Annotated in this window: 15 protein-coding genes; 2 read left to right on the forward strand and 13 right to left on the reverse strand. The window is 52.3% G+C overall.

What is annotated here, in order from left to right:
- Positions 1-29: 29 nt before the first annotated feature.
- The gene (locus NST07_RS23230; protein WP_340897330.1) at positions 30-980 is read right to left on the reverse strand and encodes a DUF1177 domain-containing protein; all 951 of its coding nucleotides are present in this window, start codon (positions 978-980) and stop codon (positions 30-32) included.
- Positions 981-1,324: 344 nt separating this feature from the next.
- Here NST07_RS23230 and NST07_RS23235 point away from each other — a divergent pair, with 344 nt between their 5' ends.
- The gene (locus NST07_RS23235; RefSeq protein WP_341094701.1) at positions 1,325-2,347 is read left to right on the forward strand and encodes a serine hydrolase; all 1,023 of its coding nucleotides are present in this window, start codon (positions 1,325-1,327) and stop codon (positions 2,345-2,347) included.
- Between the two features lie 178 nt (positions 2,348-2,525).
- Here the strand turns inward: NST07_RS23235 and NST07_RS23240 are convergent, their stop codons facing one another.
- From NST07_RS23240 to NST07_RS23290, 11 genes are all read right to left on the reverse strand, one after another.
- Positions 2,526-3,857, reverse strand: coding sequence for a pyrimidine-nucleoside phosphorylase (locus NST07_RS23240; protein WP_341094703.1), 1,332 nt, complete (start codon positions 3,855-3,857; stop codon positions 2,526-2,528).
- Entirely contained in the window at positions 3,857-4,717 is an 861-nt protein-coding gene (locus NST07_RS23245) for a purine-nucleoside phosphorylase (RefSeq protein ID WP_341094704.1), read from the reverse strand. Before NST07_RS23245 ends, NST07_RS23240 begins: the two co-directional genes overlap by 1 nt.
- 82 nt (positions 4,718-4,799) lie before the next feature.
- Positions 4,800-5,624: a purine-nucleoside phosphorylase gene (locus NST07_RS23250; RefSeq protein WP_076108927.1), complete on the reverse strand. Its 825-nt coding sequence runs from the start codon at positions 5,622-5,624 to the stop codon at positions 4,800-4,802.
- A 47-nt stretch (positions 5,625-5,671) separates the two neighbouring features.
- Positions 5,672-6,850, reverse strand: coding sequence for a phosphopentomutase (gene deoB / locus NST07_RS23255; protein WP_341094707.1), 1,179 nt, complete (start codon positions 6,848-6,850; stop codon positions 5,672-5,674).
- 285 nt (positions 6,851-7,135) lie between these two features.
- A complete protein-coding gene (gene xerD, locus NST07_RS23260) occupies positions 7,136-8,029 on the reverse strand; it encodes a site-specific tyrosine recombinase XerD (RefSeq protein ID WP_341094709.1) in 894 nt (297 codons plus the stop codon).
- Between the two features lie 158 nt (positions 8,030-8,187).
- Positions 8,188-8,421, reverse strand: coding sequence for a DUF4227 family protein (locus NST07_RS23265; RefSeq protein WP_038594738.1), 234 nt, complete (start codon positions 8,419-8,421; stop codon positions 8,188-8,190).
- Positions 8,422-8,685: 264 nt separating this feature from the next.
- Positions 8,686-9,153: a Fur family transcriptional regulator gene (locus tag NST07_RS23270; RefSeq protein WP_038594739.1), complete on the reverse strand. Its 468-nt coding sequence runs from the start codon at positions 9,151-9,153 to the stop codon at positions 8,686-8,688.
- A gap of 152 nt (positions 9,154-9,305) precedes the next feature.
- Positions 9,306-9,770 carry a hypothetical protein gene (locus tag NST07_RS23275; protein ID WP_341094710.1) on the reverse strand — a complete coding sequence of 155 codons (465 nt, stop codon included), beginning with the start codon at positions 9,768-9,770 and terminating at the stop codon, positions 9,306-9,308.
- Positions 9,771-9,914: 144 nt separating this feature from the next.
- Positions 9,915-10,547 (reverse strand): stage II sporulation protein M, encoded by a 633-nt coding sequence (gene spoIIM, locus NST07_RS23280; protein ID WP_341094712.1) that lies wholly within the window; start codon positions 10,545-10,547, stop codon positions 9,915-9,917.
- 98 nt (positions 10,548-10,645) lie between these two features.
- A complete protein-coding gene (locus tag NST07_RS23285; protein ID WP_342480234.1) occupies positions 10,646-11,878 on the reverse strand; it encodes an endonuclease Q family protein in 1,233 nt (410 codons plus the stop codon).
- The gene (locus tag NST07_RS23290; RefSeq protein WP_341094715.1) at positions 11,842-12,414 is read right to left on the reverse strand and encodes an NUDIX hydrolase; all 573 of its coding nucleotides are present in this window, start codon (positions 12,412-12,414) and stop codon (positions 11,842-11,844) included. The genes NST07_RS23285 and NST07_RS23290 overlap by 37 nt, the downstream gene beginning before the upstream one ends.
- 76 nt (positions 12,415-12,490) lie before the next feature.
- Here NST07_RS23290 and NST07_RS23295 point away from each other — a divergent pair, with 76 nt between their 5' ends.
- Positions 12,491-12,664 (forward strand): hypothetical protein, encoded by a 174-nt coding sequence (locus NST07_RS23295; RefSeq protein ID WP_341094717.1) that lies wholly within the window; start codon positions 12,491-12,493, stop codon positions 12,662-12,664.
- Between the two features lie 376 nt (positions 12,665-13,040).
- On the opposite strand, the gene NST07_RS23300 is transcribed toward NST07_RS23295, so the two are convergent.
- Positions 13,041-14,168: a M20/M25/M40 family metallo-hydrolase gene (locus tag NST07_RS23300; protein ID WP_341094719.1), complete on the reverse strand. Its 1,128-nt coding sequence runs from the start codon at positions 14,166-14,168 to the stop codon at positions 13,041-13,043.
- Positions 14,169-14,229 lie beyond the last annotated feature (61 nt).

The following is a 14,229-nucleotide window of genomic DNA, read 5'->3' on the forward strand; positions in this document are numbered from 1 at the left end:
ACTTCAGTACAATCGCTATAAACCCGGGTTTAACGGGAGGTTACAGCCGGTTTGCCCAGTGTCTGCAATACACTCATCGTGCCGTACAATTCTGTAATGCGGTCAAATTCCGCTTCGTTATAGAACGAGCATGATCCCCCGGTCACTTCTTTGGCGGTTTCAATTGCAAAACGTACTGCGGAAGCAATATCAACCTCGTGGCTCGCCCCGGTGCCGCAGCCGGGAACCATGGACTGAGCAGTTATCGCCAGACCTACAACCGGAGCATTCGTTGCAACGGCAGGCTGAAGAATCGAGTTAATATGATAGAGACCGTTCCCGTAAGGCGTAATATCCTGGGTCGTCACCGGAAAAGTAACCGGAAACTGGCCAGTCGTCATTTCCAGAATACGCAGCAGGTCCTCGCTCACCCGCAGGATGTAGCCTTCCTTGACCGTTGGCGAAATTGCAATGCCTTTGTGGTTGACCACCCGGTTGCCTTTAGTGGTATCAATGGACAGAACCGCTTCCATTTCCGGCAGCACCTCATGTTCATTCATCTGCAGAATATCGACCGGGGAATCCATGAAATCCACCGGTTCATGCGGCAGCGTCGGAGCATCCGGGCAAATATGGGTCGTTACCAGCACATCTCCTTTGAGCACATCCCCTTGGGTCTGCATATGGGCCAATTTAAGTGCTGAAGCAATAGCAGCAACTGCGCCGTCCGCATCGGAGACAATCCCGATCCGGCTGGGACGGGCGCCGATTCCGCCAAGTCTGCCCACAATTCCGAAGGTCGGCGCCGTGCCGCCCGCCAGCTTTCCGTTGCTGCCCGGGATTGAGATTTTGACGAATTCCGTGCTGCCCTTTTCACCCTCAACCTTATGGACGTCTACCTTCACTGCCGGATAAGCTGCAAACAGCTGCCTGACCTGTTCACCGTTAGCATAAGCGCTGTCCAGTGTGTTCAATACCGTTATCGTTTGATGAAGTGCCATTATAATTCCTCCTCGGATGTGCTGACTCGCGGATTTGATAATCTGTAGAAACGCTAACGGCATTTCATGAAAAAGCAGCCAACCGCCGCCAGTCTGTACAAAACTTTTATTGTAAGGTTAGAGTTTATAGTATCTTAAATTCCAAAACGTCCACAATGTACCGCCCTGCCAAAACTGATGTGCTTTTCTTGTCCTTTGCAGATAAACCTTACGCAGCACGTACAGTCTTCAGTCGTTATTCCAATTCTCGCCTCATAAATAAGGATCAAATAAAGGAAACTTGTATCTTTCAGGCGAATTTCTTAGCTAAGCTACTAACAATGAACTGAATCGGAGGAGCCACCATGAAGCTTGAATATCTGCAGCATAAGCTCGGCGCTGAAGCTGAGACCGAAAGATTCTCTGGAGCAGTTTTGGTCAACAAACAGAGCCACACCCTGGCCGCTTCTTACGGCAGTGCCAACATTTCAGAGGAGCGGCTAAATCTTCCGGACACCCGCTTTGGCATCGCCTCCGGCTGCAAGCTGTTTACGGCGATTGCTGTCTGCCAGTTGGTGGAACAGGGGGAGCTTGCTTTCAGCAGCAAGGTGCTGGATGTGCTGAATGGAAAAGAGTTTGCCCGGTTCAGCCATGACATGACCGTTCATCACCTGCTGACGCATAGCTCGGGTATTGCGGATTACTTTGATGAAGAAATCATGGATGATTACGCGGCGTTGTGGCTGAACCAGCCCATGTACCTGCTGCGCAAGCTCCAGGATTTCGTGCCGATGTTCTCGCAGCATCCGATGAAATTCACACCGGGAGAAAGATTTCACTACAACAATGCCGGATACATCATGCTTGGCCTGCTGGTTGAGAAGATTAGCGGGATGCCCTTTACGGATTACGTGGAGCAGCATATTTTTTCGCCTTGCGGAATGAAGCATTCCGGGTATTTCGCACTAGATGCGCTTCCAGCCAATACCGCCGTGGGATATATCGAAGAAGCGGATGGAAACTGGGTCACCAACATCTATTCCATTCCCGTAAAAGGAGGCGCTGACGGCGGCGCTTTCGTCACCGCGCCGGATATGCAGCGGCTATGGCAGGGACTGCTTGATCATACGCTGCTAAATCCGGAGCTGACGGCCCTGCTGCTTACTCCGCATATTCATGATGACAATGAGGAGTACTACGGTTACGGAGTATGGATCACCAAGCGAAACGGCGAAGCACTGAAATACCATCTGATGGGGTATGATCCCGGGGTGTCCTTCCACTCCGCCTTCTATCCTGCAAGCGGAGCAACCGTTGTTGTCCTGTGTAACAAAAGCCGGGGAGCCTACCCTATCCTGAAGGTGGTAGAGGAATGGCTGCTGCAGTAATTCTTCATGGCCAGGCGCAAGTTTGATGATATTTAACGTCAAACTCCCGGAGGGTCTAGATTACATCAAATTGCAAAAAGCCGTACAGAACATTTGACTGTTCTGTACGGCTTTTCGTTTACATGATGCTGATTTATCACAGAAGTATCAAGAACCCATCACATTCCTGCACTGAATCCTAGTACCGGGTTACGCCATCTTTGGTCACAAGCGCAAACACCAGCGGCTGAGGCGGAACGGGCTGAGCGGAAATGCGGTAAGCTTCCAGCACTTTGGCTTCCGCTTCCTGCACTTTGTTCTCGCTGGCATCGTTCACATGCAATACAGCAAGCGTATCACCTGCGGCTACGGCATCGCCGACTTTCAGCGACAGCAGGATGCCGACGGCGAGATCAATGACCGATTCCTTGGTCTCGCGGCCTGCGCCAAGCAGCATGGCAGCTACACCAATCTCTTCGGCTTGGATGCTCGCCACATAACCAGCGGTTGCTGCTTTCACTTCGATAAATCTCCGTGCTGCCGGCAATGTGTCCGGCGCTTCGACCTGCGACACCTTTCCGCCCTGCGCAGATACGATTTGCTTGAACTTGTCCAGAGCACTGCCATCCTCAATATGAGACATCAGGATGGAGCGGGCTTCGGCTTCGTCCTTCGCCTTGCCGCCAAGCACCAGCATTTGGCTGCCCAGAATAAGACAGACCTCCTGCAGATCCTTCGGCCCGTGGCCCTTCAAGGTTTCGATGCCTTCCTTGATTTCCAGGGCGTTGCCGATGCCGTAGCCAAGCGGCTGGTCCATGTCGCTGATGACCGCAACCGTGTTGCGGCCCAGATGGGTCCCGATATCCACCATGGCTTGCGCCAAGGCAATAGAATCGTCAAGTGTCTTCATGAACGCGCCGCTGCCGGTCTTCACATCAAGTACGATGGCATCGGCACCCGCGGCGATTTTTTTGCTCATGACGGAGCTGGCGATCAGCGGAATGGATTCCACTGTCGCTGTCACATCACGCAGTGCGTAGAGCTTCTTGTCCGCAGGTGTAATGTTGCCCGACTGGCCGATTACAGCAGCGCCGATCTCCCCTACCTGGGCGAAAAATTGTTCCCGGCCCATCTCGATAGAAAAGCCGCTGATCGACTCAAGCTTGTCGAGGGTGCCCCCGGTATGTCCCAGCCCGCGGCCGGACATTTTGGCCACCGGAACTCCGGCAGCGGCAACAAGGGGTGCCAGCACCACAGTCGTTTTATCGCCCACGCCGCCGGTGGAATGCTTGTCCACCTTGATGCCGGCAATTGGACTGAGATCGACCTGATCACCGGACATGGCCATTTCCAGCGTCAGATCGCCGGTTTCCCGTGCATTCATCCCGCGGAAATACACCGCCATTGCCCAAGCCGAGATTTGGTAGTCGGGAATTTCACCCTTGCTGTAGCCTTGGATCAGAAAAGCTATTTCTTCACGGCTAAGCTCCCCGCCGTCTCTTTTTTTCTGAATAAGATCAACCGCTCGCATTACACCTGTACCTCACGCACAAAGGCGCGCACAAGGCCGATAAACTTCGGTTTAGTCAGATTGGCAACCTTAACCACCTGCTCATGCGTCAGCGGCTCCAGCTCATCCCCGATCGCCATATCGGTGATACAGGTAATGCCGAGTACACGCAGCTTGCTGTGGCTGGCGACGATCACTTCAGGCACAGTAGACATCCCGACAGCATCGCCGCCGAGGTACGCCAGCATTTTTAGCTCCGCCGGTGTCTCATAAGTCGGACCGCTGATGCCGGCATATACGCCTTCCTGCAGTACAAGCGCTTCACCATCTACACCTTTAACTTCAGCTGCAAGCTTTTTGGCCAAAGCCATGTACTCAGGGTCATAAGCACGGGACATATCCGGGAAACGCACACCCAGCTCCGGATCATTAGGTCCGATCAGCGGGTTATCGCCAGTCATATTGAGGTGGTCGGTAATCAGCATCAGATCGCCTGCTTTGAACGCCCGGTTCATTCCGCCGCCCGCATTCGTGATCACCAGCGTACCCACGCCAAGCTTTGCCATTACATAGACCGGAAGCACAACTTTGCGCATCTCGTAGCCTTCGTAGAAGTGGAAGCGGCCCTGCATGATAATAACATCCTTGCCTTCCAGCTTCCCGATGACGAACCGGCCAGCATGGCCTTCTACCGTAGAACGCGGAAAATGAGGAATTTCTTCATAAGGCAGATACACTGCATCTTCGATTTGGTCGCCCAGATCGCCAAGACCTGAGCCCAGAATCAGCCCGATGGACGGTGAATACGCTCCGAATTTGGATTTTACGTATTCTGCTGCTTCTTTCACCTGATTGCCGTAAGAAATATTGGTTTGTGTCATGAATTGAACCTCCCGGGTATGAATTGTTGTGGATGAATAATATTGGCATAATTCCGATGCCATTGAGTCTGATCTATAAAGCCTACATCTTCGGAATAAAGGCCAGTACCAGCTTCAAAAAGCGCTCACGCACACGTTCAGCCGTCTCCATAACCTCCGCATGGTTCAGCGGCTGGTCAAGAATGCCGGCAGCCATGTTGGTGATGCAGGAAATGCCAAGCACCTCGATACCGGCATGGCGGGCCACAATCGTCTCCGAGACGGTGGACATGCCTACAGCATCCGCACCTTGACGGCGCAGCATGACAATTTCAGCCGGAGTTTCATAGCAAGGGCCGAGCAATCCGGCATATACGCCTTCCTTGAATTCAAAATCCTGCTCTGCCGCAGCTTCCTTCGCCGCTGCAATCAGGCGGGGGCTGTATGCAGTCGACATGTCCGGGAACCGGACGCCAAGAGCATTGTCATTCGGGCCGGTCAGCGGATTGCGCCCGGTCAGGTTCAGATGATCGGTAATCAGCATCAGATCGCCGGGTGTAAAGTCCGTGTTCACGCCACCTGCGGCGTTAGTAACGAGCAGGCTGGTTACGCCAAGCTCTTTCATTACGCGCACCGGAAAAGCCGTCGTCTCCGGGCCGTAGCCTTCATACATGTGGAAACGGCCCTTCATCATTACAACTCGTCGTCCTTCGATCATTCCGATCAGCAGTTCGCCTTCATGTCCTTCTACTGTAGATACAGGAAAATGGGGGATCTCGTTGTAGGGAATTACAACCTCATCCGTAATGAGGTCTGCCAGAACGCCCAGACCTGAGCCGAGAATCAGCCCGATTTCCGGGGCGACTGTACATTTATCCTTGATATAAACCGCTGCTTCCTGAATGTGCTTTTGGCTAACTGCTTCCATGGTTTATTGCCTCCTTGAGGGGTATTGATGCTTCATAGGATTTCGTATTATTTCAGTTCTGCCAAAAAGCTTGTCCCGTATTGCGGCGCTTTGGCCCCAAAGTTGTCAGCAATTGTCGCTGCCACATCTGAGAACGTCTGGCGGATGCCCAGGTTGCCCGGAGTCTTGAATCTTGGACTATAAATCAAGAGTGGCACATACTCGCGTGTGTGATCAGTTCCGCTATGGATCGGATCATTGCCGTGGTCTGCTGAGAGAATGAGCAGGTCATCTTCGCCGAGTGTAGATAGCAGCTCCGGAAGCGCCTGATCGAATACCTCAAGAGCATGTCCGTACCCCTCCGGATCGCGGCGGTGGCCATACAGGGAATCGAAATCTACCAGATTCGTGAACAGGAAGCCGTCAAACGGCTTGCGCAGCTCCCGGATCGTAATCTCGATGCCATGCTCATTGCTTTTTGTCGGATAAGTGGCTGTTACGCCTTCACCTGTGAAGATATCGTTGATCTTGCCCACAGCGATAACGTCTTTACCGATATCCTCCAGCGCGTTCATTACCGTCGGCTCCGGCGGTTTGACCGCATAGTCATGGCGGTTGGGAGTACGCACAAAGTTCCCCGGTTCGCCGACATAGGGGCGGGCGATTACGCGGCCTACCGAGAACTCAGGAGCCATCGTCAGCTCGCGGGCGATTTTGCAGGCGCTGTACAGCTCTTCCAGCGGGATAATATCTTCATGAGCAGCAAGCTGGAATACGCTGTCGGCGGAAGTGTACACAATCCAGGCCCCGGTCTTCATTTGCTCTTCGCCATATTCGACCAGAATCTCTGTACCGGAAGCCGGCTTATTGCCGATCACCTTGCGTCCGGTTGCCGCTTCGAACTTCTCAATCAGCTCTGCCGGGAATCCGTCAAAATAGGTGTTGAACGGAACTTCAATCTTCAGTCCCATCAGCTCCCAATGGCCGGTCATTGTATCCTTGCCTACCGATACCTCCTGCATTTTGCCGTAATATCCGGCAGGTGCTGCTACAGGCTCCAGCGGCGGCAGCGGTGCAATATTGGCGAGACCCAGCTTTTGCAGATTAGGCAGCTTAAGACCCGGCACCCGCTCCAAAATATGTCCCAGCGTATGGGACCCTTTATCACCGAAACTTTCCGCATCCGGCGCTTCGCCGATACCAACACTATCAAGAACGATAAATCCAATTCGTTTAAATGAGGACATGTCCGTCTTCACTCCTTCGTAGTATGCATATTCTTTAGGTTACAGCAAAACAAGAAGAAACGGCTCTACCTTCTTCCGAAGGGACAGCCCTTCCGAAGCCAGCGGCCCATTGCCCCGCTTTTTAGGTACCCGTTTCTGCCGAAAGTAACTCCCGGGGTTCACACGCTCCGGTCTATCCTTTCAGTATATTTCCATCATAACGATCTTACTCACAAAAAGCATCTTTTTACCCTTTCCCCGGGGATTACCCGCGATTCAGGTCTTATACCCATTCCGCAGCAGCAGTTACCTCGCCCGGGGATGGTGGCTTTCGTAGACTTCCTTCATATTTTTGCGGGCAATCCCGCTGTAGATCTGCGTTGTGGAAATATCCGCATGACCAAGCATCTGCTGCACGGAACGCAGATCCGCACCGCCTTCCAGCAAATGAGCAGCGAATGAATGTCTAAGGGTATGCGGAGTGATATCCTGCTCAATCTGAGCTTCACGCGCATACTTTTTAATGATTTTCCAGAAGCCCTGACGGGTCAGCCGTCCGCCCAGACTGTTCAGAAACAGGGCAGGCTCCTCCTGATTTCCCCGCAGCAGCTTGTCCCGCATCCCGGATGTATACCCCGCCACGCACTCCGCTGCAATAGCGCCGATCGGCACTACCCGTTCCTTCCCGGAAGCCCCGCTGCAGCGGGCAAACTTCAGGTCCGTATGCACGTCCTCTACATTCAGGGTAATCAGTTCTGTAACCCGGATGCCGGTGGCGTACAGCAGCTCTAGCATCGCCTTGTCGCGCATCCCCTGGGGGGTAGCATCATCAGGGGCCGCCAGCAGCCGTTCGATTTCTTCGATACTTAAGATCATCGGCGGTTTTTTGCTCGGTTTGATCATTTCCATATCCAGCGTTGGGTCCTGCATGATCAGCCGTTCTTTCAGCAGATAGTGAAAAAACGCCCGCAGCGACACCGTATTCCGGTTCACTGTTGCGGTTGCCCGCCCTGCGGTGCGGAGCTCAGCGAGATACTGCATAATATGCGATCTTCTAATCTCCTCCGGTGTAACGGCACCACGGCCTTCGGCAAACTCCAGAAACTGCGACACATCTCGTCCATAGGACTCGAGCGTGCTGGAAGATAAACCTTTCTCTACGGTTAAATATTGCATAAAAGGCTGCAAGTGTGACTTCATTTCATTCACGCTCCTGTCTGCTCAGGCTGCTCTTCGCGGCTATGCAGCATTTAGGCATGGAGTTCAGCATCTGGCTGCACAGCGGCAAGCCAGATGCATGAACTCACCTAAGGTTCATTCGACAGTGTTCCGGCTTCTTCCTGCTTCGGGCCGGGCAATCACTCGCCATACCAGTAATATAGCCGCAGACGTTCCCCTGCATTCAGACTGTCCACACTGACAGGGGCATCCTTAAAGGCCCGGACTGCCGTGCCTTCCGGGATTTCATAATGATCTATCGGACTGATCCATCCGCTTAGCCAGCTCAGGGCGTAATACAAGAAACAGCTCAATGCAACAAGCAGGGTCAAAAAATACAGCCGGCGCACCGTTCCAGGCACAGAAATAATCATTAGGATTCCTCCTAAAAGTTTTGTGAGCTTATACTTCCCAGGGTTGCTGCGTACAAGACTCACTTCGGAAGCATAAACTTATGTTTTGTGAGCTTATACTTCCGGGAATTGCTGCGGACAGAACTCGCTTCGGAAGCATAACTCGTCCTTCACTTTATGCGCCGGCGGGCGGTGATATGTATGTCGGCCTGATGAAATCATTTAAAAAGCCCCCTCCGGCAGTACACCGGGGAGAGCTTGTGCGGTAATTTATCATCTATAAGCCTATTCGGGCGTATTGCCATCCGTAGTATTCTTGTCCTTGCAGCGGTGGCAAATCCCGTGAAAATCAAGTCTATGATCGAGCACCGTGAAATTATAATCGTTCTCCAGCCGCTCTTCCAGCGGTCCGAGCCAATCCTCACGGATTTCATCCATTGTGCCGCATTGCACACAGATTAAATGATGATGATGATGTTTCGCCGTATCTGTCCGCAGGTCATAACGGGCAACTCCGTCTCCGAAATTAATCTTCTCCACGACATGAAGCTCGCTGAGCAGTTCCAGGGTCCGGTATACAGTGGCGAGACCGATCTCGGGAGCCTTTTCTTTTACAAGCATAAACACATCTTCTGCACTTAAATGATCGTCTTCGTTCTCCAGCAGCACTCTTAAGGTTGCTTCCCGTTGGGGTGTAAGCTTATATCCTTGGGATTGTAGCTGTTGCTTTATCTTGTCTATCCGGGCTTCCATAGTATCCCTCCCCCTTGGAAAATTACCGCACCGGGCATAAAACCACTTCTTCCATTATAGGGGGAGTCGCTTTGAGAAGTCAAACGCTTTTAGAGTGTGTTCAATAGTGGTATTCCGTGATGGCAATACAGCTCTGACAACGGTTCAATGGACTAGTTAACAGCAGTGGTGTGGATTACTTGAATTTCAGCTCCGTTTTCTTCTCGTATGAAAAGAGTCCAGTTGATCAACTCCCCATTGCTTGTTATTGATTTAGTGATTGGAGCGCTGTTAAATGCCGTAGTGGAGAGTGTCGTTCCGGCCTTACTCAGGACGATCTTTTGCAGCTTATTGTTTTTGTCTTTGGCGATCACAATGATTTTCTCCGGAGAACTCACCACATTTACATCGTATAATTTGGAATAGCGTTTGGTCCAAGCTACCTTGCCTGAGGACAGGTTAAAAACAGATATCGAGTTATCGATCTTACTACAAATAACTTTATTTTGGTCCGACAATGCAAATAGTTGCGAATCACTGGTAAGAATGCCGTCTGAAAAACTCTGTTGAACGGGTTCTGCGAAAACATTCGTAGACACCATAAACAAAAAAATCATCAGAATCCCTATTTTTTTCACCTGCTGTATCCTCCTTCCTCGGCTGCTCACCCAACACCATTTTAATTCCTATATTTGCAAATATCTACTATTCATAACTTTTTGCAATCAAAGGAATAAAAAAATGCTGCCCAGTGAAAACCCCACCCGGCAGCATTCTTTAATTCACCCTATAGATACGAGCATGGGTGTCACCCATCTCATCATCACCGGCGTCACCCAGGCCTCAAAACCGGAAATGCCCAAGACAAGTACGGCCATTCCTAGCGATAATAAGGTGTACATCGCAAAAGGCCTTGTCACCGGCGTACGCCGCTTCCCCAGCACCCTGCTGCGGATCATCAGCAGCGAGAAGGCAATAGCCGCTGCGCTGCATACGAGCAGAACCGGGATCAGCACAAGATTGTGCGGAGCAACCGAGACGAGGGCAAACAGCATGCCGTGCCAGGAATACTGGCTGACGAGACAGCCGACGGTAAAGCCGATCAGCACGCCTTTGAGAAAATCCAGGATCAGAATACCGGGAAGCCCAATGACCGACAAGCCAAGAATCCAAATGAGTCCCACCCACTTCAGATTGAGCGCGGCGATACTCCAGTAAGAGTCGGGCGCAGCCGGCAGGCCCTGCTGATCAACGGTGACGAAGAAATTCCCCATGTAATCTCCCAGCTCCTGCTGCTGGTCCAACGTTAACGCACTGACAATCAGAGCCCCGAAAACGACACCAACGAGAAATAATACGGCAACAAAAATATAAAGAGGCGTCTGTTCCTTCATCATCAGCCTTAAACTGCGCATCGGGACGTTCTCCTTTCCGGTCACATATTACACCATATGAGGAGACATCCCGCTCTATGACTTGTCCTTTGGACAGGTCGCTGTTATGCACAGCAATTCTACTTTTTGTTCACCATTACTTTACCGTACGTCCCTCCGCCTCCTGCCGATAGTGCAAGTTCCCCCGTGCGGGCAAGAACAATCTGCGCAGCCAGCTCCGTTCCCGCTACTGCAGCAATCTCCGCCTCGCCGGCGCCATGCAGAATATTCATCTCCGTGCCAAAAGCCGCCAGCAGCGCGTTCATCTTGGCCGGGCCAAGTCCCGGAATAAACTCAAGCGGCACCTGATAGTGATACGGCGGACGATGGTCCGGTACGAGGGGCTGCCCGCGGTCGGCGATGGACAGAATCCGGTCAAACACCCCCTGCACCAGCTTAGGACTGCCGCAATAAGGACAACGTTCCGAAGTGGCATACGCTTCATCAATGATGCTGCCGCATCCGGCGCAATAGGTGCGGTGATACTTGCCCAGGCGCGGGTTCAGTCCAAAATTAGCGCTGACCCTGCGGCCTGCCTTACGCTCCAGTGCCAGCTTCAGTTCGCTGAAGGACGGCCTAGCCAGCTCGATGACATTGTATTCACGGCCGATTTTGCCGAGGGAGTGGGCGTCAGAGTTGGTCAGGAAGGTATAGCTGTCCAGCTCAGAAATGTATCCTGCCATCTCCGAATCCGCGCTAAGGCCAAGCTCAACTGCTGCGATACGCTCCAGGTCAAACAGCTCGGCCATACGCTCTGCGGCACAGCCGTAAAGACCTTTATGCGGTGTGAAAATATGCGCCGGAATTAGAATGCCCCCGCGTCCGTAAATCTCATCCTGCAGTTCCCTGGATGGGGCATACAGCCGCTGGGAACTGAGATTTACGTTGCGCATATGCTTGCTCATCCAGCTGCTGAAATCCGCCATCGTCTCCAGGTCCGGCATAAAGGCTAACACATGGCATTCCTTCCGGCCAGATTCGCGGATTTCAATCTCTGACCCCAGCAGGATCGTGGTGCCCCTGTAAGCAATACCTCCACCGTCTGCCACTGTCATCTCTCCGGATTCCAGCGACTGGCGGATATCGCGTTGCACGCCGGGGGAGTGGCTGTCAATAATCCCGATTAGCCCGATCCCCTTGCGCTCTGCGGCCTCCTTGGCGATTCCGGCAAAGGTGAGATTCTTGCTGCCACTGATTTTGACAGCTTGTCCTTCCGTAGTGCGGCCGATATGAACATGCAGGTCACAGTAGAAGCTGTGCAGCTTGTTTTCCCCTTCTAGTGCCATTGGCCCGTCAGCGTATAGAGATGCCATGCATACACCGCCATCATCGTTTTGGCGTCGGCGATGCGGCCGTCCGCAATGTACTGGTAAGCTTCCTCCAGTGTAAGCTCGGAGACCTCCAGAAATTCGTCCTCATCGAGTGCCATATCTCCCGCCTGGGCGTTGTCTGTCACATACAAATGAATAATTTCATCCGCGAATCCGGGCGAGGTATAAAAGGATTTCAGCAGCTTAAGGTCGCCGCTGTGGAAGCCCGTCTCCTCCTGAAGCTCCCGGCCGGCAGCGGCCAAGGGATCTTCGCCTTTATCCAGCTTTCCTGCGGGGATCTCCACCTCGGTGCGGTGCATCGGCTGGCGGTATTGCTCCACTACAAGCATCTTGCCCTGATTCAGAGCAAGCACAGCTACAGCTCCGGGATGCTTTACGACCTCGCGGGTTGCGGTATTGCCATCCGGCAGCTTAACCGTATCCACCTGCAGGGTAATAATTTTGCCTTCAAAAATCGGCTGTGTAGACAATGTCTCTTCATCCAGTGCGGGATTGCGGTGAGTTTCATCTTTTTTCATAGTTTATGGTCTCCTTTAGCTCAGTTCTGCATAGGGTGTATTATAGCAAACTTAAGGGGAAAGAAGGAATGTAGACATGAATGACATCCTTATCCGTACAAGCTCAAAAGCAGTCACAATGGTAGGTACTCCGGAGCAGATTAAAGCAGTAATCGCCGGGTGGACCCTGCAGTACGGACGTGATATGCCCCTGTCCTACATCCTGCGGCTGCAAGCCGAATCACGGCTGAGTCCGCCTAAAGCGGGGTAACCCGCTCGCAGAATTTTTCCCTTTCCATCCCAGAATGTATCCGGACCGGAAAGACGTTATTATACCTGGTAAATCCTTTTTCCCGATCTTTCGGACCGGAAAGACGTTATTACCTTGGCAAGGGGGAAAATCGGCTTCAAAACAGAACAATAGTGTCTCTGGAGTCCATTCCCTTGTAAAAAACAGGCAATTATTTAAAATAAAGTCCATGGAGTCCGGCAGCTTCTAGTCCACATTCTAAGCCACCGAGAGTCCCCATGCGCTTGAAGGAACGTTCCCAATTTTTCAGGAAAAACATAAGGAGCTGTTCCCGGGCATCGCCCGTAAACAGCTCCTTCACTGCATATACCCAGCCTCAGCTGCTGCACATGATATTTTAAGCTTTTACACTTTCCTTAACAATGGCTACAACCAGCTCAGCCGCTTTGACGATGTCCTCGGCTTTGATCCGTTCCTTAGTGGTATGGATGTGCTCGTAACCGATGGCCAGATTTACCGTTGGTACCTTTAGACCATTGAACACATTGGCGTCGCTGCCGCCGCCGGACGGGAACAGGCGTGTCTTCAGACCGAGTGAGGTTATGGCGCGGTCCGCAAGCATCACAACCGGATCATGCTCATTAAAGCTGAAGGCCGGATAAATAATCTCACTGCGGAATTCACATTCTGCACCATGCTCACGCACTGTGGTCTCCAATGCTTCGCGCATGGAAGCCACCTGCCGGTCTACCTTCTCCTGCACAATACTGCGTGCTTCGGCATCCAGCTGCACATGGTCGCAAACCACATTTGTTGGTCCGCCGCCTGCGAACTTGCCGATATTGGCCGTAGTCTCATTGTCGATGCGTCCCAGTTTCATCGCCGAGATGGCTTTGCTTGCCACCTGAATGGCGCTGATGCCATCTTCCGGATTCACGCCGGCATGGGCGGATTTGCCGAAGATCTGCATTGTTACTTTAGCCTGGGAAGGCGCAGCAACCGCAATCGCTCCAACCTCGCCGTTGGAATCCAGCGCAAAGCCCATGTCAGCATCCAGCAGTTTGGGGTCCATGGCCCGGGCACCAAGCAGCCCGGATTCTTCACCGGCTGTAATGACAAACTGGATCTGACCGTGAGCAACACCCTGTTCCTGAATGACACGGATCGCTTCGAACAAAGCAGCTAACCCCGCTTTGTCATCCGCCCCGAGAATTGTGCTGCCGTCGCTCGTAATCCAGCCGTCTTCTCCAAGAGTAGGCTTGATATTCTGTCCGGGAACCACTGTATCCATATGGCAGGTGAACAGCAGCTTGGGAGCCGCAGCTCCATTATCGGCAGGCCAGGTAACGAACAGATTGCCTGCCCCATGTCCGGTGCGCTCCTGGGAATCGTCCTCGATAGCAGTAAGACCCAAGGCGCTGAATTTTTCTTTTAGCACATCGGCAATTTGCCGTTCGTTTCTTGTTTCACTGTCAATACGGACAAGCTCCATAAATTCCTGAATCAATCGGTCTTGTGATATCATTGGACTTCCCTCTCTTTCACGATTGCGTTACAATAGTGGTACTGTCTTAAATATCTGTACG

It is taken from the genome of Paenibacillus sp. FSL L8-0340 (assembly GCF_038593145.1).
Classification (GTDB): Bacteria; Bacillota; Bacilli; order Paenibacillales; family Paenibacillaceae; genus Paenibacillus_AQ.

Bases quoted from the DNA above. Each gene is read 5' to 3' on its own strand.
- NST07_RS23295 (WP_341094717.1), top strand. From the start codon at position 12,491: ATGAATGACATCCTTATCCGTACAAGCTCAAAAGCAGTCACAATGGTA.
- NST07_RS23230 (WP_340897330.1), bottom strand. From the start codon at position 980: ATGGCACTTCATCAAACGATAACGGTATTGAACACACTGGACAGCGCT.
- NST07_RS23285 (WP_342480234.1), bottom strand. From the start codon at position 11,878: ATGGCATCTCTATACGCTGACGGGCCAATGGCACTAGAAGGGGAAAAC.
- NST07_RS23250 (WP_076108927.1), bottom strand. From the start codon at position 5,624: ATGGAAGCAGTTAGCCAAAAGCACATTCAGGAAGCAGCGGTTTATATC.
- NST07_RS23290 (WP_341094715.1), bottom strand. From the start codon at position 12,414: ATGAAAAAAGATGAAACTCACCGCAATCCCGCACTGGATGAAGAGACA.
- deoB (WP_341094707.1), bottom strand. From the start codon at position 6,850: ATGTCCTCATTTAAACGAATTGGATTTATCGTTCTTGATAGTGTTGGT.
- xerD (WP_341094709.1), bottom strand. From the start codon at position 8,029: ATGAAGTCACACTTGCAGCCTTTTATGCAATATTTAACCGTAGAGAAA.
- NST07_RS23245 (WP_341094704.1), bottom strand. From the start codon at position 4,717: ATGACACAAACCAATATTTCTTACGGCAATCAGGTGAAAGAAGCAGCA.
- NST07_RS23265 (WP_038594738.1), bottom strand. From the start codon at position 8,421: ATGATTATTTCTGTGCCTGGAACGGTGCGCCGGCTGTATTTTTTGACC.
- NST07_RS23300 (WP_341094719.1), bottom strand. From the start codon at position 14,168: ATGATATCACAAGACCGATTGATTCAGGAATTTATGGAGCTTGTCCGT.
- NST07_RS23240 (WP_341094703.1), bottom strand. From the start codon at position 3,857: ATGCGAGCGGTTGATCTTATTCAGAAAAAAAGAGACGGCGGGGAGCTT.
- NST07_RS23270 (WP_038594739.1), bottom strand. From the start codon at position 9,153: ATGGAAGCCCGGATAGACAAGATAAAGCAACAGCTACAATCCCAAGGA.
- NST07_RS23235 (WP_341094701.1), top strand. From the start codon at position 1,325: ATGAAGCTTGAATATCTGCAGCATAAGCTCGGCGCTGAAGCTGAGACC.
- spoIIM (WP_341094712.1), bottom strand. From the start codon at position 10,547: ATGCGCAGTTTAAGGCTGATGATGAAGGAACAGACGCCTCTTTATATT.